Origin of the sequence: Escherichia sp. MOD1-EC6162 (genome assembly GCF_002965125.1) — a bacterium.
In the GTDB taxonomy this organism is placed as follows: domain Bacteria; phylum Pseudomonadota; class Gammaproteobacteria; order Enterobacterales; family Enterobacteriaceae; genus Escherichia; species Escherichia marmotae.
On the sequence record NZ_PTSB01000010.1, the window covers coordinates 129,618 to 153,077 of the forward strand.

Sequence of the window (23,460 nt, forward strand, 5' to 3'; positions counted from 1 at the left end):
ATCAGTTTTTATGTTCGGCGGTTAATTGATTAAATAAAGTGTCGAGTTTTGGATCGCCAATGTAGTTATTAATCAATATCAGCGGTTTATCCGTCACACGTTTCACTCGTCCTTCCAGACTGGCGTGAGTGACGACGATATCAGCATCCGAAGGCACGTTTTCTATGGCGTAATGTTTTACTTCAATGGTCAGTCCGGCTTTTTCCAGACGTTTGCGGAAGGTGGTTGCCCCCATTGCGCTGGAGCCCATTCCCGCATCACAAACAAAGGCAATACGTTTCACACGACTTAATGAAAATGCACCTTCCTGCTTCATAGCTTTTACCGCATTGGCTGACTCGGTGAACTCATCTTCGCTCTCCGTTTCCACCGTTTTTTCCATCTTCAGTATCAGGGATGTGATGACAAAGGACACCAGAGTACCGACCGTAACACCGGCAATTGTCGCCAGGAACGAGCCTTTCGGCGTCAGTGCCAGATAAGCAAAAATAGAACCCGGGCTAGGACCTGCCACCAGGCCGCCATCCAGCAAATTGAACATCCAGGTGCCAGACATACCGCCTGCAATCATGGCGATAATGGTCAACGGCTTCATCAATACATACGGAAAATACAGCTCGTGGATGCCACCGAGGAAGTGAATAATCATCGCACCAGGCGCAGAGCGTTTGCTCATCCCTTTACCAAACAGAGTGAATGCCAGCAGCAAGCCTAAACCCGGCCCAGGATTGGACGCCACCATAAAGAAGATAGATTTACCGTTAACCGATGCCTGCTGCATTCCCAACGGGTAATAGACGCCCTGATCGATCGCATTATTAAGGAAAAGCACTTTTGCCGGTTCATTGATGACTGACAGCAGAGGTAGATAACCCGCATGTACCAGCGCCTCAATACACTCTTTGACGAAAGTATTGGCAATTAACACTGCCGGACCGATGACTTCAAAGCCCAACAGGCAGAGGATCATCCCGGCAATACCTAATGAGAAGTTATTGATAACCATCTCAAAACCAGCAGGTATGCGTTTTTCCAGTGCTTTATCGACATATTTTATGACCAGACCACCTAACGGCCCCATGATCATCGAACCGAGAAACATCGGAATATCCGCACCGACGATCACACCAATCGTCCCTATTCCCCCCATGACCGCACCGCGTTTACCGCCGACCAGATGACCACCGGTAGAACCAATCATCACGGGCAATAAATAGGTAATCATGGGGCCAACAATTTTGGCGAAGTGTTCGTTAGGCATCCAACCCGTAGGAATAAATAAAGCAGTAATAAAACCCCAGGCAATGAAAGCACCGATATTGGGGATGACCATTGCAGTCAAAAAGCCACCAAAAGCCTGGACCTTTGCACGAGCAGACTTGTTTTCCATAATATTATCCTGTAGAGGAGAGAGTAATTATCCGCGGCTGATAATGTCCGCTAATTGTTTTTTTGATGTTGCTGTTAATAGTTGTTCGAGTATTTCTTCTTCGCACAGTAATTCACTTAACGCCTGAATAGCACCAATGTGCGAATCAGCATCGGCAGCAGAAAGCCCGATGAGTAATTTGATCGGTTCATCACTTCCGGGGAAACAAACTGGCTGTTCGAGTAATGTCAGTGACATCCCGGTTTTAAGCGCCCCACATTCCGGTCGTGCATGGGGCATTGCTACGCCCGGCGCGAGAATATAATAAGGCCCGTTGCGGGTAGTTGAGTCTTTAATAGACTGAATGTAATTCTCGTTGATATAATTTTTTGCTAACAATGACGCCATCGAAAAATCGATAACATCCTGCCAGTCTTTTGCTGAAGATATAACTGAGATTGATGATTCCGGGAAATAATCAATAAGCCGCATAAATTATCCTTATTTTATTTTTAGGGTGCTGTCCGGCGGTAAAAATAAAATACTCGTGCGACTTAATGAAAGCAATTGTGCACGTGAAAACACAAACTCCACGAGCTAAAATAGCAAAGTATTAAATAACAATGACATAAAAATGATTTTACGTAAGTCAACTATATATTTGCTGTGTATGTCACACAATAGATATTTTATACGTTATTACATTCGTGATGCATATCACCATTTGTTTATTGAATGTTCGAAAACATACTTATTTCATTCGTTGGTTTTCCGCCATTCCCCCTTTATAGATTCTGAATTCTCGACTGTTGGCTGTTTTCTTCTCACCTCATGTGACATATTTCCACACTTCACTCAAGGAAGACTCACATGAAAGCACCTGTTTCAATAACCTCATTCCGCCCACAAAAATCGCTTGCCATCGCCATTGGCGTACTTGCCGTTATTGTGCTGCCATTTCTGTCGTATTACACCGTGAATGAAGGTGAACGTGGTATTTTGTTGCGCTATGGAAAAATAGTAAAAGTTGCCGATCCGGGGCTGGGTTTTAAGATCCCGTTTATGGAAAGCGTAGAGAAAATTTCCACGCGTAATCAGTCTGTTGTCTATCAGGGATTACAGGCATACAGCCGCGACCAGCAACCCGCACAAATGACTGTGTCAGTCAGTTTCCATATTAAGCCTTCGGAAGCAGGCGCGGTTTATACCACCTACAACACCATTGAAGCATTAAAAGATCGCCTGATTGTTCGCCAGTTGCCAACCCAACTGGAGAACGTTTTCGGTCAATATACGGCCATCAGCGCTGTACAGGATCGCACGAAACTGGTTCAGGATCTGCAAAATGCAATGCGCAAAGCCGTTGTTGGTCCGGTGGTGATTGACGGGGTCCAGATTGAAAATATTGATTTTTCGGACGCTTATGAAAAATCAATTGAAGATCGTATGAAAGCGGAAGTCGCCATTGCCACACGGAAACAAAATCTGGAAACAGAGAAAATCCAGGCACAAATTGCGGTAACTCAGGCGCAGGCAGAAGCAGACAGTAAACTGGCGGCAGCCAAAGCAGAAGCAGAGACGATTCGCGTAAGAGGCGCGGCAGAAGCAGAAACTATTCGTTTAAAAAGTGGGGCTGAAGCAGAAGCTATCCGCCTGCGCGGTGAAGCTCTGCGAGATAACCCAGGGCTTGTTGCCCTTACCACTGCCGAACGCTGGGACGGAAAACTGCCCGATACCATGATCCCTGGCAGTACCGTTCCGTTTATCTCAACCAAATAAAAAAGAGCCGCATTTGCGGCTCTTCACACACCATAGTGTTAATTACAGCAGTTCTTTCGCTTTCGCTACCACGTTTTCAACGGTGAAGCCGAACTCTTCGAACAGTTGCTCTGCCGGAGCAGATTCACCAAAGGTGGTTATACCGACGATAGCACCGTTCAGGCCAACATACTTGTACCAGTAGTCAGCAATACCTGCTTCCACTGCAACGCGTGCGGTGACGGCTTTCGGCAGTACGGATTCACGGTAAGCCGCGTCCTGTTTGTCGAACACGTCGGTAGACGGCATGGAAACTACGCGCGCTTTCACGCCTTCAGCAGTCAGTTTTTCGTATGCTGCAACCGCCAGCTCGACTTCAGAACCGGTGGCGATGAAGATCAGTTCCGGTTGACCGGCACAATCTTTCAGCACGTAACCACCGCGCGCGATGTTTGCCAGTTGCTCTTCCGTACGTTCCTGCTGCGCCAGGTTCTGACGGGAGAGGATCAGCGCGGTCGGGCCGTCCTGACGCTCAACGCCATATTTCCACGCAACGGCGGATTCAACCTGGTCACACGGACGCCATGTAGACATGTTCGGGGTCACGCGCAGAGAAGCAACCTGCTCAACCGGCTGGTGAGTCGGGCCGTCTTCGCCCAGACCGATGGAGTCGTGGGTATAAACCATCACCTGACGCTGTTTCATCAGTGCAGCCATACGTACAGCGTTACGTGCGTATTCCACGAACATCAGGAAGGTGGAGGTGTACGGCAGGAAGCCACCGTGCAGGGAGATACCGTTGGCAATCGCGGTCATACCAAATTCGCGAACACCATAATGGATGTAGTTACCAGCAGCATCTTCGTTGATTGCCTTAGAGCCAGACCACAGGGTCAGGTTAGACGGAGCCAGGTCAGCGGAGCCGCCAAGGAATTCCGGCAACAGCGGACCGAATGCTTCGATGGCATTCTGAGACGCTTTACGGCTGGCAATTTTAGCCGGATTAGCCTGCAGTTTAGCAATGAACTCTTTCGCTTTCGCGTCGAAGTCAGACGGCATTTCACCTTTCATACGACGGGTAAATTCAGCCGCTTCTTGCGGGTAAGCTTTCGCGTAAGCCGCAAACTTCTCGTTCCATGCAGACTCTTTCGCCTGACCGGCTTCTTTCGCATCCCACTGAGCATAGATTTCAGACGGGATTTCGAACGGCGCGTATTTCCAGCCTAGCTGCTCACGAGTCAGTGCAATTTCCGCATCGCCCAGCGGCGCGCCGTGGGAGTCATGCGTACCGGCTTTGTTCGGGGAACCGAAACCAATGATAGTTTTGCACATCAGCAGAGACGGTTTGTCAGTCACTGCTCGCGCTTCTTCTACTGCGCGTTTAATAGCGGCAGCGTCGTGACCGTCAATACCGCGGATTACGTGCCAGCCGTAAGCTTCGAAACGCATTGCAGTGTCATCGGTGAACCAGCCTTCAACATGGCCATCGATAGAGATACCGTTGTCATCGTAGAACGCAATCAGTTTACCCAGCTTCAGCGTACCCGCCAGAGAGCAAACCTCGTGGGAAATGCCTTCCATCATGCAGCCGTCGCCCATGAAGGCGTAGGTGTAGTGGTCGACAATGTCGTGACCTGGACGGTTAAACTGCGCCGCCAGCGTTTTTTCTGCAATCGCCATACCGACTGCGTTAGCAATACCCTGACCCAACGGACCGGTGGTGGTTTCTACACCTGCGGTGTAACCCACTTCCGGGTGGCCCGGAGTTTTGGAGTGCAACTGACGGAAGTTCTTCAGCTCTTCCATTGGCAGATCATAACCAGTGAGGTGCAGCAGGCTGTAGATCAGCATGGAGCCGTGGCCGTTGGACAGCACGAAGCGGTCACGGTCAGCCCAGGACGGATTCTGCGGGTTGTGTTTCAGGAAATCACGCCACAGGACTTCGGCAATGTCAGCCATACCCATCGGGGCGCCCGGGTGACCGGATTTGGCTTTCTGTACTGCGTCCATGCTCAGCGCACGAATAGCATTGGCAAGCTCTTTACGTGAGGACATTTTGACTCCAGATCGGATGATGAAGGGCACGCCCTTAACGACTTGACGACAGCGCGTTTTGGGCTACGCCGGAAAATTTGCCAACAATTTACCGCAAGCCACGCGTCATGTACATGGAACATCCTTTTGCCGGTTCAGAAATCTCTGGATCATGCTCGCATGTTGCGCAATCTGCTCGCCCGTCCGCTGCGCTTTTCCTTATACTTAGACTGAGCGTCGATTCACCTGCAAACGGCGCATTTTTAGAATAATCCTGACTTTGTGCGGAAGAGAAAACATGAAAATTCGCGCCTTATTGATAGCAATGAGCGTGGCAACGGTATTGACCGGTTGCCAGAATATGGACTCCAGTGGGCTGCTCTCATCAGGAGCGGAAGCTTTTCAGGCTTACACTCTGAGTGATGCGCAGGTCAAAGCCCTGAGCGATCAGGCATGTCAGGAGATGGACAGTAAGGCGACGATTGCGCCAGCCAGTAGCGAATATGCTAAACGTCTGGCCACTATTGCCAACGCGCTGGGCAACAATATCAACGGTCAGCCGGTAAATTACAAAGTGTATATGGCAAAGGATGTGAACGCCTTTGCGATGGCCAACGGCTGCATCCGTGTTTATAGCGGACTGATGGATATGATGACTGATAACGAAGTCGAAGCGGTGATCGGTCACGAAATGGGACACGTGGCGTTAGGCCATGTGAAGAAAGGGATGCAGGTCGCGCTTGGAACAAACGCAGTGCGAGTAGCTGCGGCATCGGCGGGCGGGATTGTCGGTAGTTTATCTCAATCACAACTAGGCGATCTGGGCGAGAAATTAGTCAATTCGCAATTCTCCCAGCGTCAGGAAGCTGAGGCGGACGATTACTCCTATGACTTGCTGCGCCAACGCGGCATCAGTCCGGCAGGCCTTGCCACCAGCTTTGAAAAACTGGCGAAGCTGGAAGAAGGCCGTCAAAGCTCAATGTTTGACGACCATCCAGCATCCGCGGAGCGCGCCCAGCATATTCGCGACCGTATGAGCGCTGATGGGGTTAAGTAAGACCTGGTGGTGCCGAACGTAGGTCAGATAAGGCGTTTAGGCCGCATCTGACATATATGGCCAGAGCACATCGCCGGATGCGATGCTGGCGCATCTTATCCGGCCTACGGATGGCATCACATCCGGCGCTTACTCGCCCTTTTTCGCTGCCTGAATATACAGCATCTCCAGCGCCAGCGTTGCCGCTGCCAGAGCAGTGATTTCCGACTGATCGTATGCCGGAGCCACTTCCACTACGTCCATCCCAACGATGTTGAGATCTTTCAGGCCGCGTACCAGTTTAATGGCGCGATCGGAGGTCAGGCCGCCAATTACCGGCGTACCCGTTCCCGGCGCAAACGCAGGATCCAGGCAATCGATATCAAAAGTCAGGTAGACCGGCATATCACCAACAATCTGCTTCACCTGGGCGATAACGTCATCCACGCTGCGATCGTTCACCTGGCAGGCGTCCAGCACGGTAAAGCCGTTGTCTTTATCGAACTCAGTACGAATACCAATTTGCACGGAATGATTCGGGTCAATCAGACCTTCTTTCGGCGCGGTATAAAACATAGTGCCGTGGTCAAATTCACAACCGTTCGCGTAGGTATCGGTGTGGGCGTCAAAGTGTACCAGCGCCATTTTGCCAAAATGTTTAGCATGAGCACGCAGCAGCGGCAGCGTAACAAAGTGGTCACCACCGAAGGAGAGCATACGCTTACCGGCAGCCAGCAGCTTCTCAGCGTGCGCCTGCAGTTTCTCGCTCATTTCACGGGCATCACCGAAGGCATATACCAGATCACCACAGTCGACGACATTCAGACGTTCACGCATGTCGAAATTCCACGGGAAGCGGTTGTGTTCCCAGGCCAGATTAGTCGAAACCTGGCGAATAGCTGCCGGACCGTGACGCCCCCCCGCACGACCAGAAGTAGCCATATCGAACGGCACGCCGGTAATTACCCAGTCAGCATCGCTGTCATACGGCTGGAAGTTCATCGGCAGGCGTAAAAAACCAAAGGCGTTGGAAACCAGTGAGTTATCGTATTGATGACCTAAGGTGCTCATGGATGGACTCCTTTTACAAAGTCGATATAAAAAAACCCTTCCGCGTCGTTAGGCCCGACGAGGAAGGGTTGGATTTGCGAAACACAAGTTTGTGCTAATTATCGCCCTAAATGGGTGAAGCATCAAGCGGGGTTGCTATTTACGACACGGTGGTGGAGCATAGCCATTGTTGTCTGCCGGAAAGGCTTGTCCAGAGCACGGCGGTAGCGCATTTTTCGCTGAGCCTTGTAATTCAAAAGCGGCAAAACCAATCACCCCTGTGTTACGTACATCGCCTTGCGCCGAATTGGCGGCGTAGGAATCAGCAACGTTGGCAAACTGAAAAGCAGCTTCGGTATGTTTATCTTTACGGAAACCTTTAATCGCTAACGAATCACCGGCATTCACAATATAGCCATTGTTATTCAGCGAACCTTGCTTGCCGTTCAGAACATCCAGCCCATCAACTGTGGCAACGATCTCATAGTTAGTGTTACGGCTATAGTTACGAACATATAATTGATAATTCATTCCCACTCTGGCATGAACAATATATCGAGGTTTATTATTCGATGAATCATATACCCGCGTAATAGGAAGCGAATTAAAATTAGCATCGCGAATAGCATATTCCAGTTCGTTAATCCGAATGCTATAAACGCGGTCGTATCCGGAAGGAATGTTAGTCGAATAACTAATAACGATCATCTCTGCCGGATCGCGCCAGGCGCGTTCAGCAGATACGCCTTGAACCGTTGAGTGCACATCCCCGCCCCAGGCAGTGCCGACATTGCCAGATGCACTACTATTATACTGCGCATTACTGGAACAACCTGCCAGCAGTACGAACAATCCCACCAGCGCAACGCGTACTTTCCATTTTTTCATAACCGATCCCTCTGCATTTAATTAATGCAGCGATTGTAGGGAGATTATATTAGAAGGAAAGTAACCAGATTATTTTTAAGAATATATAAATAAAAAGCGGGCCGAATTAATCAATTAAATCGGCCCGCCAGCAGAATAATCTTAATTATTCATCTTCAAGGTAGGTATAACCGTACAAACCTGCCTCGAACTCTTCAAGGAACTGTTGTTGCAGTTCGGCATCAAGATCGGTTTTCTTCACCTGGTCACGGAACTGGGTTAACAACGTTTTTGGATCGAGCTGCACATATTGCAGCATATCCGCAACGGTATCGCCCTCGTCAGACAGCTCCACTTCTACGCTGCCGTCAGGGAAGACGAACACGTCAACCGCTTCGGTATCACCAAACAGATTGTGCATGTTGCCGAGGATCTCCTGATAGGCACCGACCATAAAGAAACCGAGCATCGGCGGATTCTCCGGATCGTACTCCGGCATTGGCATTGTCGTAGCAATGCCGTCACCATCGATATAGTGGTCGATGGCTCCATCAGAGTCACAGGTGATATCCAGCAGCACAGCGCGGCGTTCCGGCACTTGATCCAGCCCTTCCAGCGGCAGAACCGGGAACAACTGGTCGATGCCCCATGCATCCGGCATCGACTGGAATAGCGAGAAGTTGACGTACATTTTGTCCGCCATACGCTCCTGTAATTCGTCGATAATCGGGCGATGGGCGCGGTTTTGCGGATCCAGTTGCTTCTGCACTTCATGACACATGCTCAAATAGAGCTGTTCTGCCCATGCACGTTCTTGCAGATTGTAAGTGCCAGAAGAATAACCAATATGGATATCGTGCAGATCCATCTGGCTATCATGCAGCCATTCACGCAGAGAGCGGCGAGTTCCCGGTTCGTGCATCTCCTTCCAGGTTTCCCACATGCTTTGCAGTGCGCGCGGCGCATCCTCTGCTGGTGCGGTTGGAACGGTGTATTCGTTACGTTCCACACCGATAATATTGGAAACCAGCACAGTGTGATGCGCAGTCACCGCACGACCCGATTCGGTGATCACCGTCGGATGTGGCAGACCATTCTCTTCACAGGCATCGCCAATTGCCCAGATAATGTTATTAGCGTATTCATTGAGGCCGTAGTTCACCGAACAATCGGATTGCGAACGGGTGCCTTCATAATCCACGCCCAGACCACCGCCAACGTCAAAGCACTGAATGTTGACGCCCAGCTTATGCAGCTCAACATAGAAGCGCGCAGATTCACGAACGCCTGTCGCGATATCGCGAATATTCGCCATCTGCGAACCGAGGTGGAAGTGCAGCAGTTGCAGGCTATCGAGACGTCCGGCTTCACGCAGTGTCTCAACCAGTTGCAGTACCTGGGTTGCCGCCAGACCGAACTTCGATTTTTCACCACCGGAAGACTGCCATTTACCAGACCCCTGCGAGGCCAGACGCGCACGTACGCCAAGACGAGGGATCACGTTCAGACGTTCCGCTTCATCCAGCACAATGGCGATTTCAGACATCTTCTCGATAACCAGATAAACCTTATGGCCCATCTTCTCGCCAATCAGCGCCAGGCGGATATATTCGCGGTCTTTATAGCCGTTACAGACGATGACGCTGCGGGTCATGCCAGCATGCGCCAGCACCGCCATCAACTCAGCTTTTGAACCTGCTTCCAGCCCCAGCGGTTCACCAGAATGAATCAGGGACTCAATCACGCGGCGGTGCTGGTTAACCTTGATCGGGTAAACGAGGAAGTAGTCACCGTTATAGCCATAGGATTCCCGCGCACGTTTAAACGCGGCGTTAATAGAACGCAAACGGTGCTGCAGGATCTGCGGAAAGCAGAACAGTGCAGGCAGGCGCTGGCCCTGCGCTTCGCGGGTCTTCACTAACTGCGCGAGATCAACGCGAGCTTCCGGGACGTCCGGGTCAGGGCACACGCTAATGTGACCCAGCTCGTTAACGTCATAGTAGTTATTGCCCCACCAGGCAATATTGTAAGTACGCAGCATCTTGCTGGCTTCCTGGGAGCTCATTGCAACCTCCTGCATGGAGCGTAGTACACCGTGTTCGCCCGCTGACGAAGGCAAACTCATAGACATGTCGTCAGACATAGCGAACCTCAAATTATTTTATTAAGTGTAAAACAGTTAACCACTATCGCAGCCTGAAACTGCGATAACAACCCATAAGCACACGGATTTTCCAGCAGCGTATGCTGACGCTCCGACTGCGCAACCGGTTTCTTTTTCATAACATTATTAAGCACATAACCGAACGTAAGTGTGACAGTCCGGCGAAACCACGAGAAAACTCTTGTATTTACAAGAGCGCCCTTGTTCAGTCATCAGTAACTGTTGCCAGCTCTTGAATCCTGAGAAGCGCCGAGATGGGTATAACATCGGCAGGTATGCAATGCAGAGATGCAGAGTGCGGGGAACGAATCTACACCAGAACGGTGCGACAGATTAAGCAGCAGACAACGATTCATTATTTCGTATCACCTCCACGGCCGCCTGCGAAGACGAACCAACAAGCTAAAACACTGATTTCAACCCGGCTGGAAGTGGCAACACGAAAGGAACGTCGTGTGCTTTTTATTTAAGCCGCGCGCCGCGTTTTATACCCCACAATGGCAGAAAATTGCAAAAGATAAATACACAGAATGCCAGCATTGTCAGGAAAAATTTCCAGCTACGTTTTTAACGGAATGAGATACGCTTCAAAAAAAAGTGGAAATCGGATGACGTCTTGACCTAAAATAGCCATCCAGATGTTAATCCATCCATACTGATTAACACTCAGACTGCCAGTGTTTTTAACCTGCAGAGTCGTGGAAGGAGCCACTACCACAGAAAACCCACACAACAGTTTGAGCTAACTAAATTCTCTTTAGGTGATATTAAATATGGCAAAACACCTTTTTACGTCCGAGTCCGTCTCTGAAGGGCATCCTGACAAAATTGCTGACCAAATCTCTGATGCCGTTTTAGATGCGATCCTCGAACAGGATCCGAAAGCACGTGTTGCTTGCGAAACCTACGTAAAAACCGGCATGGTTTTAGTTGGCGGTGAAATCACCACCAGCGCCTGGGTGGACATTGAAGAGATCACCCGTAACACCGTTCGCGAAATTGGCTATGTGCATTCCGACATGGGCTTTGACGCTAACTCTTGTGCGGTTCTGAGCGCTATCGGCAAACAGTCCCCTGACATTAACCAGGGCGTTGATCGTGCTGATCCGCTGGAACAAGGCGCTGGCGACCAGGGGCTGATGTTTGGCTATGCCACCAACGAAACCGATGTGCTGATGCCTGCGCCAATCACCTATGCACACCGTCTGGTACAACGTCAGGCTGAAGTGCGTAAAAACGGCACTCTGCCGTGGCTGCGCCCGGACGCAAAAAGCCAGGTTACTTTCCAGTATGACGACGGCAAAATCGTTGGCATCGATGCAGTAGTGCTTTCCACCCAGCACTCTGAAGATATCGATCAGAAATCCCTGCAAGAAGCGGTAATGGAAGAGATCATTAAGCCGATCCTGCCAGCAGAATGGCTGACTTCCGCAACCAAATTCTTCATCAACCCGACCGGACGTTTTGTTATCGGCGGCCCGATGGGTGACTGCGGTCTGACGGGGCGTAAAATTATCGTTGATACCTACGGCGGCATGGCTCGTCACGGTGGCGGCGCATTTTCTGGTAAAGATCCATCCAAAGTGGACCGTTCCGCAGCTTACGCAGCACGCTATGTTGCGAAAAACATCGTGGCAGCGGGTCTGGCTGACCGTTGTGAAATTCAGGTTTCCTACGCGATCGGCGTGGCTGAACCGACTTCCATCATGGTAGAAACTTTCGGTACTGAGAAAGTCCCTACTGAACAACTGACCCTGCTGGTGCGCGAGTTCTTCGACCTGCGTCCATACGGTCTGATTAAGATGCTGGATCTGCTGCACCCAATCTATAAAGATACCGCTGCATATGGTCACTTTGGTCGCGAGCATTTCCCGTGGGAAAAAACCGACAAAGCGCAGCTACTGCGCGATGCCGCCGGTCTGAAATAATCTTTCATCCCCACTTTCTAAGGCCAGCCTCGCACTGGCCTTTTTCTTTTCTAAAAAATGCCCAATGCGCTACGCTTACCAGGCCTACAACCATTGCTACATGTAGGCTGGCTAAAACGTTCACGCCGCATCCGGCAAAAGCCGCCCACACGATAGCAACATTCCGTTGCTGAACACGTTTATCCGTAGTTCATCACAACAACTGAAACCGATTACACCAACCATAGCAACCCAGTATTTATAATATTTTCATCATATTATTCAGTTTTCATGATTGTTACATTTCTTTTCAGCAAAGTCTTAATTGCAGATAACTTCGCTTAATCTATGATGTTATAACTCAATTGTTTTCATGTACTTAAATTATAACCACTATAAATGTTAGTGTAAGCGATTACACTGATGTGACATGCTTCACATCTTTTTGCGTCGTACTCACCTATCTTAATTCACAATAAAAAATAACATATTGGAGGGCATCATGCCTGACGCTAAAAAACAGGGGCGGTCAAACAAGGCAATGACGTTTTTCGTCTGCTTCCTTGCCGCTCTGGCGGGATTACTCTTTGGCCTGGATATCGGTGTAATTGCTGGCGCACTGCCGTTTATTGCAGATGAATTCCAGATTACCTCGCACACGCAAGAATGGGTCGTAAGCTCCATGATGTTTGGTGCGGCAGTCGGTGCGGTGGGTAGCGGCTGGCTCTCTTTTAAACTCGGACGTAAAAAGAGCCTGATGATCGGCGCTATTCTGTTTGTTGCTGGTTCGCTGTTCTCAGCCGCAGCGCCAAACGTTGAAGTACTGATTCTTTCTCGCGTTCTGCTGGGTCTGGCGGTGGGTGTTGCTTCCTATACCGCGCCACTATACCTCTCCGAAATTGCGCCAGAGAAAATTCGTGGCAGTATGATCTCGATGTATCAGTTGATGATTACCATCGGCATTCTCGGCGCTTATCTTTCTGATACCGCCTTCAGCTACACCGGCGCATGGCGCTGGATGCTGGGTGTGATTATCATCCCGGCAATTCTGCTACTGATTGGTGTTTTCTTCCTGCCAGACAGCCCACGTTGGTTTGCCGCCAAACGCCGTTTTGTTGATGCCGAACGCGTGCTGCTGCGCCTGCGCGACACCAGCGCGGAAGCGAAACGCGAACTGGATGAAATCCGTGAAAGTTTGCAGGTCAAACAGAGCGGTTGGGCACTGTTTAAAGAAAACAGCAACTTCCGTCGTGCGGTATTCCTTGGCGTGCTGTTACAGGTGATGCAGCAATTCACCGGGATGAACGTCATCATGTATTACGCGCCCAAAATCTTCGAACTGGCGGGTTATACCAATACTACCGAGCAAATGTGGGGGACAGTGATCGTTGGTCTGACCAACGTACTCGCCACCTTTATCGCTATTGGTCTGGTTGACCGCTGGGGACGGAAACCGACGCTGACGCTGGGCTTCATGGTAATGGCTGCTGGCATGGGCATACTGGGTACGATGATGCATATCGGTATCCACTCACCGTCGGCGCAGTATTTTGCCATTGCCATGCTGCTGATGTTTATTGTCGGTTTTGCCATGAGCGCAGGTCCGTTGATTTGGGTACTGTGTTCTGAAATTCAGCCGCTGAAAGGCCGCGATTTTGGCATCACCTGCTCCACCGCCACCAACTGGATTGCCAACATGATCGTCGGCGCAACGTTCCTGACTATGCTCAACACGCTGGGCAACGCCAACACCTTCTGGGTGTATGCGGCTCTGAACGTGTTGTTTATCCTGCTGACATTGTGGCTGGTACCGGAAACCAAACACGTTTCGCTGGAACACATTGAACGTAATCTGATGAAGGGTCGTAAACTGCGCGAAATCGGCGCTCACGATTAATCGTCTCTGGCTTCCTCCCGTCGCGGAGGAAGCCACCTCTTGCAGTCATCTTTTCTTCGCTTTATCCTCAGCCGCTATGAAAACGCCCCGTCTCCCTATCGCCATCCAACAGGCCGTTATGCGTCGTCTGCGGGAAAAACTCGCCCAGGCCAACCTGAAGCTGGAGCGTAATTACCCGGAGCCAAAAATCGCTTACACCCAGCGTGGTACATCCGCCGGTACTGCCTGGCTGGACAGCTATGAAATTCGTCTCAATCCGGTGCTGTTGATGGAAAACAGCGAAGCTTTTATAGAAGAAGTCGTACCGCACGAGCTGGCGCATTTACTGGTGTGGAAACACTTTGGTCGCGTGGCACCGCATGGCAAAGAGTGGAAATGGATGATGGAAAGTGTGCTGGGTGTTCCCGCCCGCCGCACGCATCAATTTGAGCTACAATCCGTACGCCGCAACACCTTCCCCTACCGCTGTAAATGCCAGGAGCATCAGCTTACCGTGCGCCGCCATAACCGTGTGGTGCGTGGAGAGGCCGTCTATCGCTGCGTTCATTGCGGCGAACAACTGGTTGCGAAATAACCACCTGAACTATCAGGAACTTTCCTGATCTGGCTGATTGCATAGTAAAACAACTTTCGCTACGTTGCTGGCTCGTTTTAACACGGAGTAAATGATGTACCGTTATTTGTCTGTTGCTGCGGTGATACTGAGCGCAGCATTTTCCGGCCAGGTATTGGCCGAAGGCATCAATAGTTTTTCCCAGGCGAAAAATGCGGCAGTAAAAGTCTATGCTGACGCACCGGGAACATTTTACTGCGGCTGTAAAATCAACTGGCAGGGTAAAAAAGGCGTTGTGGATCTGGAGTCATGCGGATATCAGGTACGCAAAAATGAAAATCGCGCCAGTCGTGTGGAGTGGGAACACGTGGTTCCCGCCTGGCAGTTCGGCCACCAGCGTCAATGCTGGCAAGACGGCGGACGTAAAAACTGCGCCAAAGATCCGGTTTATCGCAAAATGGAAAGCGATATGCATAACCTGCAGCCCTCGATAGGCGAAGTGAACGGCGATCGCGGCAACTTTATGTACAGTCAGTGGAATGGTGGCGAGGGTCAGTATGGACAGTGCGCCATGAAGGTGGATTTCAAAGAAAAAGTGGCGGAACCACCAGCTCATACGCGAGGCATCATTGCCAGAACTTATTTCTATATGCGTGACCAGTACAACCTGACACTCTCACGCCAGCAAACGCAACTGTTTAACGCCTGGAACAAGATGTATCCGGTCACCGATTGGGAGTGCGAGCGCGACGAACGCATTGCAAAGGTGCAAGGCAATCATAACCCGTATGTGCAACGCGCTTGCCAGGCGCAAAAGAGCTAACCTACACTAGCGGGATTCTTTTTGTTAAACCCCTACCCCACGCAGGCAACTGCGTGGGGAGACGACGCGGATTTTTAACCATGCGTATCCCCCGCATTTATCATCCTGAACCATTAATCAGCAACTCGCACATTGCACTTTGCGAAGATGCCGCTAACCATATCGGCCGTGTACTGCGTATGGGGCCTGGTCAGGCGTTACAGTTATTTGACGGTAGCAACCAGGTCTTTGACGCAGAGATTACCAGCGCCAGCAAAAAAAGCGTGGAAGTTAACGTGCTGGAAGGTCAGCTCGACGATCGTGAATCGCCTCTGCATATTCATCTCGGTCAGGTAATGTCACGCGGTGAAAAAATGGAATTCACTATCCAGAAATCGATCGAACTTGGAGTAAGCCTCATTACGCCACTTTTTTCTGAACGCTGCGGCGTTAAACTGGATAGCGAACGTCTGAACAAGAAGCTCCAGCAGTGGCAGAAAATTGCGATTGCCGCCTGCGAGCAGTGTGGTCGTAACCGGGTGCCGGAGATCCGTCCGGCAATGGATCTGGAAGCCTGGTGTGCAGAGCAAGATGAAGGACTGAAACTGAATCTTCACCCGCGCGCCAGTAACAGCATTAACACGCTGCCGTTGCCGGTCGAACGCATCCGCCTGCTGATTGGCCCGGAAGGCGGATTATCAGCAGATGAAATTGCCATGACTGCCCGCTATCAATTTACTGATATCCTGCTGGGACCTCGCGTTTTGCGTACAGAGACAACTGCGCTCACCGCCATAACTGCGCTACAAGTACGTTTTGGTGATCTGGGCTAACGGAGAAAAATAATGATCAAGCTCGGCATCGTGATGGACCCCATCGCAAGCATCAACATCAAGAAAGATTCCAGTTTCGCTATGTTGCTGGAAGCACAACGTCGTGGTTACGAACTTCACTATATGGAGATGGGCGATCTCTATTTGATCAATGGTGAGGCTCGCGCTCGTACCCGTACTTTGAGCGTCGAACAGAACTACGATAAATGGTACGAGTTCACGGGTGAGCAGGATCTGCAACTGGCCGATCTCGACGTGATCCTGATGCGTAAAGATCCGCCGTTTGATACCGAGTTTATCTACGCCACTTATATTCTGGAACGTGCTGAAGAGAAAGGAACGTTGATCGTTAACAAGCCACAGAGCCTGCGCGACTGTAACGAAAAACTGTTTACCGCCTGGTTCTCTGACTTAACACCAGAAACGCTGGTCACGCGTAATAAAGCACAGTTGAAAGCGTTCTGGGAAAAGCACACTGACATTATCCTTAAACCGCTGGACGGCATGGGTGGCGCGTCGATTTTCCGCGTGAAAGAAGGCGATCCGAACCTCGGCGTGATTGCCGAAACCCTGACTGAGCACGGTACTCGCTACTGCATGGCGCAAAATTACCTGCCTGCCATTAAAGATGGCGACAAACGCGTTCTGGTGGTGGATGGCGAGCCCGTACCGTACTGCCTGGCGCGTATTCCGCAGGGTGGCGAAACCCGTGGCAATCTGGCTGCCGGTGGTCGCGGCGAACCTCGTCCGCTAACTGAAAGTGACTGGAAAATCGCCCGCCAGGTAGGGCCGACGCTGAAAGAAAAAGGGCTAATTTTTGTTGGCCTGGATATTATCGGAGACCGCCTGACTGAAATTAACGTCACCAGCCCAACCTGTATTCGTGAGATTGAAGCAGAGTTTCCGGTCTCGATCACCGGAATGCTAATGGATGCCATCGAAGCACGTTTACAGCAACGATAACCCAGCTTAACGAGAGGGATCTCGTTGAGACTATGAGTGACAGCGCCCGTCTTTCCACGCATACTGGGCGCTGTTGCTTTTTTGAACCAGGAAACAGAACCTCTGACAATGAATTTACAGCATCACTTTCTTATTGCCATGCCTGCTCTCCAGGATCCGATTTTCCGTCGTTCGGTGGTCTACATTTGCGAACATAATCCAGAGGGTGCAATGGGGATTATCATTAACAAGCCTCTGGAAAATCTTAAAATTGAAGGGATTCTGGAAAAATTAAAGATCATGCCGGAGCCGCGTGATGAGTCAATCCGTCTGGACAAGCCTGTTATGCTCGGTGGCCCACTGGCTGAAGATCGTGGGTTTATTTTGCATACTCCACCATCAAATTTTACTTCCAGTATTCGCATTTCAGACAACACGGTGATGACCACTTCCCGTGATGTGCTGGAAACGCTCGGCACCGATAAACAACCCTCTGACGTGATGGTTGCGTTGGGTTACTCCTCCTGGGATAAAGGCCAACTGGAACAAGAAATTCTCGACAACGCCTGGCTAACCGCTCCGGCAGATCTGAATATTCTGTTCAAAACACCGATAGCCGACCGCTGGCGCGATGCGGCAAGGCTGATTGGTGTTGATATTCTTACCATGCCTGATGTGGCGGGACACGCCTGATGAGCGGGACTTTACTTGCCTTCGACTTCGGCACCAAAAGCATTGGCGTAGCGGTTGGTCAACGCATTACTGGCACCGCTCGCCCTTTGCCTGCGATTAAAGCGCAGGACGGTACGCCGGACTGGAATATTATCGAGCGTTTGTTGAAAGAGTGGCAGCCAGACGAAATCATCGTCGGTTTGCCGCTGAACATGGACGGCACCGAACAACCGCTAACCGCCCGGGCGCGTAAATTCGCCAACCGTATTCATGGTCGTTTCGGTGTTGAAGTAAAGCTACATGACGAACGTCTTAGCACCGTGGAAGCGCGTTCCGGCCTGTTTGAACAGGGCGGTTATCGGGCGCTCAACAAAGGCAAAGTCGACTCTGCCTCTGCGGTTATCATTCTCGAAAGTTATTTTGAGCAGGGATATTAAGGCGATTTGCAAGCCTGGCAAATTGTAGATAGCGTCATCGCCCATCTTGCCGGATGCGGCGTAAACGCCTTATCCGGCCTACATTTGGCAACGATTGTAGGTCTGATAAAACGCGTCAGCGTCGCATCAGGCATATTTACGATGCTAATCAGCCGCTTTAGCCTCACAAGCGCCCTTCTTTCACCCGCTGCTGATAACTCTGCTGAAAAGTTAACATCCCCACCTGCTGCCCGGTTTGAATAACATGTGGCAACTGGTGGGTTTTCCCTTCGCGTATCAAATTCCCCACCGCTGGCGTGTTAATCAACAATTCAAACAGCGCCACGCGCCCTTCCTGCTTATCCACTTCCAGCTTTTGTGACAACACCGCCCGCAAACTACCGGCCAGTTGATTACGCACGGGATCTTTTTCCTGTGCCGGAAATGAATCTACCAGCCGCTCGACCGCCTGCGCTGCACCGCGCGTATGTAAGGTTGCCAGCACCAGATGCCCGGTTTCTGCCGCCGTCAGCGCCAGACGGATTGTCTCGCTATCACGCAGCTCTCCGAGCAATATCACATCGGGATCTTCCCGCAATGCCGCACGTAATCCCGATGCAAACGTCATACAGTGCAAACCAATCTCTCGCTGCTGGATCAAGCATCGCTGGCTGGCATAGAGATATTCAACAGGATCTTCCAGCGTCAGAATATGCGCATCGGCATGTTGATTGAGATAACCAACCATCGCCGCCAGTGTGGTCGATTTGCCGCTCCCCGTCGCTCCCGTCACCAGAATCAGGCCATTCTCGCTATTGAGTAATTCCGGCAATACCGGCGGCGCGCCAAGTTGTTCGAGCTGCGGGCAATGCGCAGGTAACAACCGTAACGCCAGAGAAATGCCTTGCCGCTGCGCAAACGCACTGCCTCGTAGCCGCTGGTTTTCAGCCAGCGATACCGCAAAATCAAGCTGGCCATTCTCAAGCAATATCGCCCGTTGATCGTCATCCAGCCACTCCCGCAACAACTCTTCGACGTCTGGCGCGTCAAACGGCGCGACCTCCATTCTCCCTCGAATGCGCCATCGTGCTGGCCAGGCGCTGCACAGGTGTAGATCCGAGACGTTATGCTTTACACTAAGGGTCACAATTTCTTCCATATTCATACTAAGATCCTCGGAAAATGAACGATATTGCGCATAACCTGGCACAGGTTCGGGACAAAATCTCAACGGCTGCAACGCGTTGCGGCCGTTCTCCAGAAGAAATTACGCTGCTTGCAGTCAGTAAAACAAAACCTGCGAGCGCCATCGCAGAAGCCATCGACGCGGGGCAGCGTCAATTTGGTGAAAACTATGTTCAGGAAGGGGTAGATAAAATTCGCCACTTTCAGGAACTGGGCGTAACAGGATTAGAGTGGCATTTTATTGGCCCGTTGCAGTCTAATAAAAGCCGTCTGGTGGCAGAGCATTTCGACTGGTGTCATACCATCGACCGTTTGCGTATCGCCACCCGTCTTAACGATCAGCGTCCGGCAGAACTTCCCCCTCTTAACGTACTGATTCAAATCAACATTAGCGATGAAAACAGTAAGTCAGGCATTCAACTGGCAGAGCTGGACGAGCTGGCAGCAGCGGTCGCAGAACTACCGCGTTTACGCCTGCGCGGGCTAATGGCGATCCCCGCGCCAGAGTCAGAATATGTAAGGCAGTTTGAAGTTGCACGCCAAATGGCTGTAGCATTTGCCGGACTGAAAACGCGCTACCCGCATGTCGACACCCTCTCTCTGGGGATGTCAGATGATATGGAAGCCGCCATTGCGGCAGGTAGCACGATGGTTCGCATCGGCACTGCTATCTTTGGTGCACGTGATTACTCTAAAAAATAAGGAATTAAAGGAACGCCATGAATACGTTGACTTTCCTGCTTTCAACGGTCATTGAGCTGTATACCATGGTGCTGTTATTACGCATCTGGATGCAGTGGGCTCATTGTGATTTTTATAACCCCTTCTCACAGTTTGTGGTGAAGGTGACGCAGCCGATTATCGGGCCACTGCGCCGCGTTATTCCGGCAATGGGGCCGATTGACAGCGCCTCACTGCTGGTGGCGTACATTTTGAGTTTCATCAAAGCCATCGTCCTGTTCAAAGTCGTAACCTTCCTGCCGATCATCTGGATTGCCGGTTTGCTGATTCTGCTGAAAACTATCGGCCTGCTGATCTTCTGGGTACTGCTGGTGATGGCGATAATGAGCTGGGTAAGTCAGGGTCGCAGCCCAATTGAATATGTGCTGATCCAGCTTGCCGATCCGCTACTGCGTCCGATTCGCCGCCTGCTACCGGCAATGGGAGGGATTGATTTCTCACCAATGATCCTCGTACTGCTGCTGTATGTCATCAATATGGGTGTCGCAGAAGTATTACAGGCAACCGGAAACATGCTGCTGCCGGGGCTGTGGATGGCGTTATGAGTGCCGTAACAGTAAACGATGACGGTCTGGTATTACGGCTTTATATCCAGCCGAAAGCCAGCCGTGATTCTATTGTCGGTTTACATGGCGACGAAGTAAAAGTCGCCATTACCGCACCGCCGGTCGACGGCCAGGCCAACAACCATCTGGTGAAGTTTCTCGGTAAGCAGTTCCGGGTCGCGAAAAGCCAGGTGGTGATTGAAAAAGGCGAACTTGGCCGCCACAAACAAATTAAAATCATTAATCCGCAACAAATCCCGCCAGAAATCGCGGCGTTAATTAATTAGGTATCCTATGCAAAAAGTTGTCCTCGCAACCGGCAATGCCGGTAAAGTGCGTGAGCTGGCGTCGCTGCTTAGCGACTTCGGTCTTGATATCGTGGCCCAAACGGAACTTGGCGTCGATTCCGCCGAAGAGACCGGCCTGACCTTTATCGAAAACGCGATCCTGAAAGCGCGCCACGCGGCAAAAGCGACCGGTTTACCGGCGATTGCCGACGATTCCGGTCTTGCGGTTGATGCGCTTGGCGGAGCGCCGGGGATTTACTCCGCTCGTTATTCCGGTGAAGACGCAACCGATCAAAAGAATCTGCAAAAACTGCTGGAAACCCTGAAAGACGTACCGGACGACCAACGTCAGGCACGTTTCCACTGCGTGCTGGTGTATCTGCGTCATGCGGAAGATCCGACTCCGCTGGTGTGCCACGGTTGCTGGCCTGGCGTGATTACCCGTGAACCTGCTGGTACTGGTGGCTTTGGTTATGATCCGATTTTCTTCGTGCCTTCTGAAGGCAAAACCGCTGCCGAACTGACTCGCGAAGAGAAGAGTGCCATTTCCCACCGTGGTCAGGCGTTGAAACTGCTGCTGGACGCGCTACGTAATGGTTAAGTTACCGCCGCTCAGTCTCTACATTCACATCCCGTGGTGTGTGCAGAAATGCCCGTACTGCGATTTCAACTCTCACGCGTTGAAAGGAGAAGTGCCGCACGACGATTATGTTCAGCATCTGCTTAACGATCTGGACAATGATGTGGCTTATGCTCAGGGTCGTGAAGTGCAGACAATATTTATTGGCGGTGGTACGCCGAGCCTGCTTTCTGGCCCGGCGATGCAAACGCTGCTGGACGGCGTGCGTGCGCGTTTGCCGCTGGCAGCGGATGCAGAAATTACTATGGAAGCGAATCCTGGTACGGTAGAAGCCGATCGCTTTGTTGATTATCAGCGTGCCGGTGTGAACCGCATCTCCATTGGTGTGCAGAGTTTTAGCGAAGAAAAGCTGAAACGACTTGGACGCATTCATGGCCCGCAAGAAGCGAAACGGGCAGCGAATCTGGCAAGCGGGCTGGGGCTGCGTAGTTTTAATCTTGATTTGATGCACGGGTTGCCTGATCAATCACTGGAAGAGGCGCTTGGCGATCTGCGCCAGGCCATTGAACTAAATCCGCCGCATCTTTCCTGGTATCAGTTGACCATCGAACCCAATACGTTGTTTGGTTCGCGGCCACCGGTGCTACCGGACGACGACGCACTGTGGGATATTTTCGAACAGGGGCATCAGTTATTAACCGCAGCGGGTTATCAGCAATATGAAACCTCCGCTTACGCCAAACCGGGTTATCAATGCCAACACAATCTCAACTACTGGCGATTTGGTGACTACCTCGGCATCGGCTGCGGCGCGCATGGCAAAGTGACCTTCCCGGACGGGCGCATTCTGCGTACCACCAAAACGCGTCACCCGCGTGGTTTTATGCAGGGGCGTTATCTGGAAAGCCAGCGTGATGTAGAAGCCGCTGATAAGCCGTTCGAGTTCTTTATGAATCGCTTCCGTTTGCTGGAGGCCGCGCCACGCGTGGAGTTTAGCCAGTATACCGGCCTTTGCGAAGAAGTGATTCGCTCTCAGTTAGACGAGGCTATCGCTCAGGGTTATCTCACCGAATGTGCGGATTACTGGCAGATAACGGAACATGGGAAGTTGTTTTTAAATTCACTGCTGGAACTGTTTCTGGCCGAGTAAACTTGTTCTGCCGGATGCGGCGTAAACGCCACATCCGGCTACAAGCCATGCATCATCGCAAAAATTACTTAATCACCCCATTACGCCGCAGTTGTTCGGTATCTTTTTTCCAGCGTTCATTAGCCTGGTTGATATCGTCAATCTTCATCAAAATCGCGACTTTTTTACTGTTTATTTCCGAAACTTTCATCGTTAACGGATATTGCCCTTTTTCAAGCTTTATCCAGTCATCCTGCAATTTACGGCTGAGTTTTTGTGATTGCAGAAAAGTCTGTCGCCGCTGCTCGTTGATATCAAAATCCCGTTTCTGCTGAATCGGCACTTCATAACACTCTTCACTCTGTTTATGACATGCCGCAATCGCCGGTTGATAGACCTCTTTGTCATATTTAGCCGCGAACACCTCGCTATCATTCTGTTTATTAAACGCATCCCGTTGCTGTAATGCCAGTCAGTTAAGCAACTGACTGGCTCTTTTTCGGAGCTGTGGGGTATTTCCAGGGCCTCTCCTTTACCACTCTCGGGAAGGCCCTTTCCCTTCTTGCCGGTAATTTCACAAGTTGTCCCATACTTGCAAGATCGCGCATCAGCTCCGGTATACGTCCCGGTGAAGCGCCCTGCAATGTCATCAGCATTCTCATCACCATTCCGCATGATTCTGAGAAACTCAGT

General features: G+C 50.9%; 24 protein-coding genes and 3 pseudogenes. 15 read left to right on the top strand and 12 right to left on the bottom strand.

From position 1 onward, the window contains the following. Position 1: 1 nt before the first annotated feature. Positions 2-1,390: a PTS mannitol transporter subunit IICB gene (gene cmtA / locus A9587_RS10845; protein ID WP_000428837.1), complete on the bottom strand. Its 1,389-nt coding sequence runs from the start codon at positions 1,388-1,390 to the stop codon at positions 2-4. A gap of 27 nt (positions 1,391-1,417) precedes the next feature. Then, complete coding sequence (gene cmtB / locus A9587_RS10850) at positions 1,418-1,861, bottom strand: PTS mannitol transporter subunit IIA (RefSeq protein ID WP_001236708.1); 444 nt, start codon at positions 1,859-1,861, stop codon at positions 1,418-1,420. A gap of 378 nt (positions 1,862-2,239) precedes the next feature. Here cmtB and A9587_RS10860 point away from each other — a divergent pair, with 378 nt between their 5' ends. Beyond that, positions 2,240-3,148, top strand: a complete 909-nt coding sequence (locus A9587_RS10860) for a prohibitin family protein (RefSeq protein WP_105263545.1) — start codon at positions 2,240-2,242, stop codon at positions 3,146-3,148. 42 nt (positions 3,149-3,190) lie between these two features. Here A9587_RS10860 and tkt read toward each other — a convergent pair whose 3' ends face one another. Further along, positions 3,191-5,182: a transketolase gene (gene tkt, locus A9587_RS10865; RefSeq protein ID WP_105263544.1), complete on the bottom strand. Its 1,992-nt coding sequence runs from the start codon at positions 5,180-5,182 to the stop codon at positions 3,191-3,193. 277 nt (positions 5,183-5,459) lie between these two features. On the opposite strand from tkt, the gene loiP reads away from it, so the two are divergent. Then, on the top strand, positions 5,460-6,218 hold the full coding sequence (gene loiP / locus A9587_RS10870; protein WP_000701822.1) for a metalloprotease LoiP: 759 nt from the start codon (positions 5,460-5,462) through the stop codon (positions 6,216-6,218). Between the two features lie 129 nt (positions 6,219-6,347). Here the strand turns inward: loiP and speB are convergent, their stop codons facing one another. The 6 genes and pseudogenes from speB to A9587_RS25445 form a co-directional block, all read right to left on the bottom strand. Continuing rightward, positions 6,348-7,268, bottom strand: a complete 921-nt coding sequence (gene speB, locus A9587_RS10875) for an agmatinase (RefSeq protein WP_000105566.1) — start codon at positions 7,266-7,268, stop codon at positions 6,348-6,350. 135 nt (positions 7,269-7,403) lie between these two features. After that, positions 7,404-8,135 (bottom strand): hypothetical protein, encoded by a 732-nt coding sequence (locus A9587_RS10880; RefSeq protein ID WP_000758927.1) that lies wholly within the window; start codon positions 8,133-8,135, stop codon positions 7,404-7,406. A gap of 145 nt (positions 8,136-8,280) precedes the next feature. After that, a complete protein-coding gene (gene speA, locus A9587_RS10885) occupies positions 8,281-10,257 on the bottom strand; it encodes a biosynthetic arginine decarboxylase (protein ID WP_001517052.1) in 1,977 nt (658 codons plus the stop codon). A gap of 8 nt (positions 10,258-10,265) precedes the next feature. Beyond that, positions 10,266-10,397: an acid stress response protein YqgB gene (yqgB, locus tag A9587_RS10890; RefSeq protein ID WP_001338822.1), complete on the bottom strand. Its 132-nt coding sequence runs from the start codon at positions 10,395-10,397 to the stop codon at positions 10,266-10,268. A gap of 93 nt (positions 10,398-10,490) precedes the next feature. Beyond that, on the bottom strand, positions 10,491-10,634 hold the full coding sequence (gene yqgG, locus A9587_RS25440) for a protein YqgG (RefSeq protein ID WP_269446598.1): 144 nt from the start codon (positions 10,632-10,634) through the stop codon (positions 10,491-10,493). A 110-nt stretch (positions 10,635-10,744) separates the two neighbouring features. Then, positions 10,745-10,996: pseudogene (locus A9587_RS25445) on the bottom strand (hypothetical protein). A 55-nt stretch (positions 10,997-11,051) separates the two neighbouring features. Here A9587_RS25445 and metK point away from each other — a divergent pair. The 8 genes from metK (at position 11,052) to ruvX (ending at position 18,321) form a co-directional block, all read left to right on the top strand. Continuing rightward, positions 11,052-12,206 (top strand): methionine adenosyltransferase, encoded by a 1,155-nt coding sequence (metK, locus tag A9587_RS10905; protein ID WP_001062125.1) that lies wholly within the window; start codon positions 11,052-11,054, stop codon positions 12,204-12,206. A gap of 481 nt (positions 12,207-12,687) precedes the next feature. Further along, positions 12,688-14,082, top strand: a complete 1,395-nt coding sequence (gene galP, locus A9587_RS10910) for a galactose/proton symporter (protein WP_001517053.1) — start codon at positions 12,688-12,690, stop codon at positions 14,080-14,082. Positions 14,083-14,158: 76 nt separating this feature from the next. Then, positions 14,159-14,656, top strand: a complete 498-nt coding sequence (locus A9587_RS10915) for a SprT family zinc-dependent metalloprotease (RefSeq protein ID WP_000856773.1) — start codon at positions 14,159-14,161, stop codon at positions 14,654-14,656. Positions 14,657-14,750: 94 nt separating this feature from the next. Further along, on the top strand, positions 14,751-15,458 hold the full coding sequence (gene endA, locus A9587_RS10920) for a deoxyribonuclease I (protein WP_000286521.1): 708 nt from the start codon (positions 14,751-14,753) through the stop codon (positions 15,456-15,458). 80 nt (positions 15,459-15,538) lie between these two features. Further along, the gene (gene rsmE, locus A9587_RS10925; RefSeq protein ID WP_001517055.1) at positions 15,539-16,270 is read left to right on the top strand and encodes a 16S rRNA (uracil(1498)-N(3))-methyltransferase; all 732 of its coding nucleotides are present in this window, start codon (positions 15,539-15,541) and stop codon (positions 16,268-16,270) included. A 12-nt stretch (positions 16,271-16,282) separates the two neighbouring features. After that, positions 16,283-17,233 carry a glutathione synthase gene (gene gshB / locus A9587_RS10930; protein WP_000593301.1) on the top strand — a complete coding sequence of 317 codons (951 nt, stop codon included), beginning with the start codon at positions 16,283-16,285 and terminating at the stop codon, positions 17,231-17,233. A 108-nt stretch (positions 17,234-17,341) separates the two neighbouring features. Further along, entirely contained in the window at positions 17,342-17,905 is a 564-nt protein-coding gene (locus A9587_RS10935; RefSeq protein WP_105263543.1) for a YqgE/AlgH family protein, read from the top strand. Further along, positions 17,905-18,321 (top strand): Holliday junction resolvase RuvX, encoded by a 417-nt coding sequence (gene ruvX / locus A9587_RS10940; RefSeq protein ID WP_000017106.1) that lies wholly within the window; start codon positions 17,905-17,907, stop codon positions 18,319-18,321. The genes A9587_RS10935 and ruvX overlap by 1 nt, the downstream gene beginning before the upstream one ends. Before the next feature lie 163 nt (positions 18,322-18,484). Here ruvX and A9587_RS10945 read toward each other — a convergent pair whose 3' ends face one another. Next, positions 18,485-19,465 carry a PilT/PilU family type 4a pilus ATPase gene (locus tag A9587_RS10945; RefSeq protein WP_001517057.1) on the bottom strand — a complete coding sequence of 327 codons (981 nt, stop codon included), beginning with the start codon at positions 19,463-19,465 and terminating at the stop codon, positions 18,485-18,487. A 17-nt stretch (positions 19,466-19,482) separates the two neighbouring features. Between A9587_RS10945 and yggS the strand changes: the two genes are divergently transcribed. The 5 genes from yggS to hemW are packed head-to-tail and all read left to right on the top strand — an operon-like array spanning position 19,483 to position 22,788. Next, positions 19,483-20,187, top strand: a complete 705-nt coding sequence (yggS, locus tag A9587_RS10950; protein WP_016262525.1) for a pyridoxal phosphate homeostasis protein — start codon at positions 19,483-19,485, stop codon at positions 20,185-20,187. Between the two features lie 17 nt (positions 20,188-20,204). Further along, entirely contained in the window at positions 20,205-20,771 is a 567-nt protein-coding gene (yggT, locus tag A9587_RS10955) for an osmotic shock tolerance protein YggT (protein WP_001094831.1), read from the top strand. Next, on the top strand, positions 20,768-21,058 hold the full coding sequence (yggU, locus tag A9587_RS10960; protein WP_001277217.1) for a DUF167 family protein YggU: 291 nt from the start codon (positions 20,768-20,770) through the stop codon (positions 21,056-21,058). Before yggT ends, yggU begins: the two co-directional genes overlap by 4 nt. 7 nt (positions 21,059-21,065) lie before the next feature. Next, positions 21,066-21,659 carry an XTP/dITP diphosphatase gene (locus tag A9587_RS10965; protein WP_001174757.1) on the top strand — a complete coding sequence of 198 codons (594 nt, stop codon included), beginning with the start codon at positions 21,066-21,068 and terminating at the stop codon, positions 21,657-21,659. Beyond that, a complete protein-coding gene (gene hemW, locus A9587_RS10970; RefSeq protein WP_000239972.1) occupies positions 21,652-22,788 on the top strand; it encodes a radical SAM family heme chaperone HemW in 1,137 nt (378 codons plus the stop codon). Before A9587_RS10965 ends, hemW begins: the two co-directional genes overlap by 8 nt. A gap of 64 nt (positions 22,789-22,852) precedes the next feature. Here hemW and A9587_RS10975 read toward each other — a convergent pair. Both A9587_RS10975 and A9587_RS10980 read right to left on the bottom strand, forming a co-directional pair. Then, a pseudogene (locus A9587_RS10975) lies at positions 22,853-23,230 on the bottom strand (DUF1202 family protein); the annotation flags it as partial. A gap of 13 nt (positions 23,231-23,243) precedes the next feature. Further along, positions 23,244-23,460: pseudogene (locus A9587_RS10980) on the bottom strand (IS4 family transposase); the annotation flags it as partial.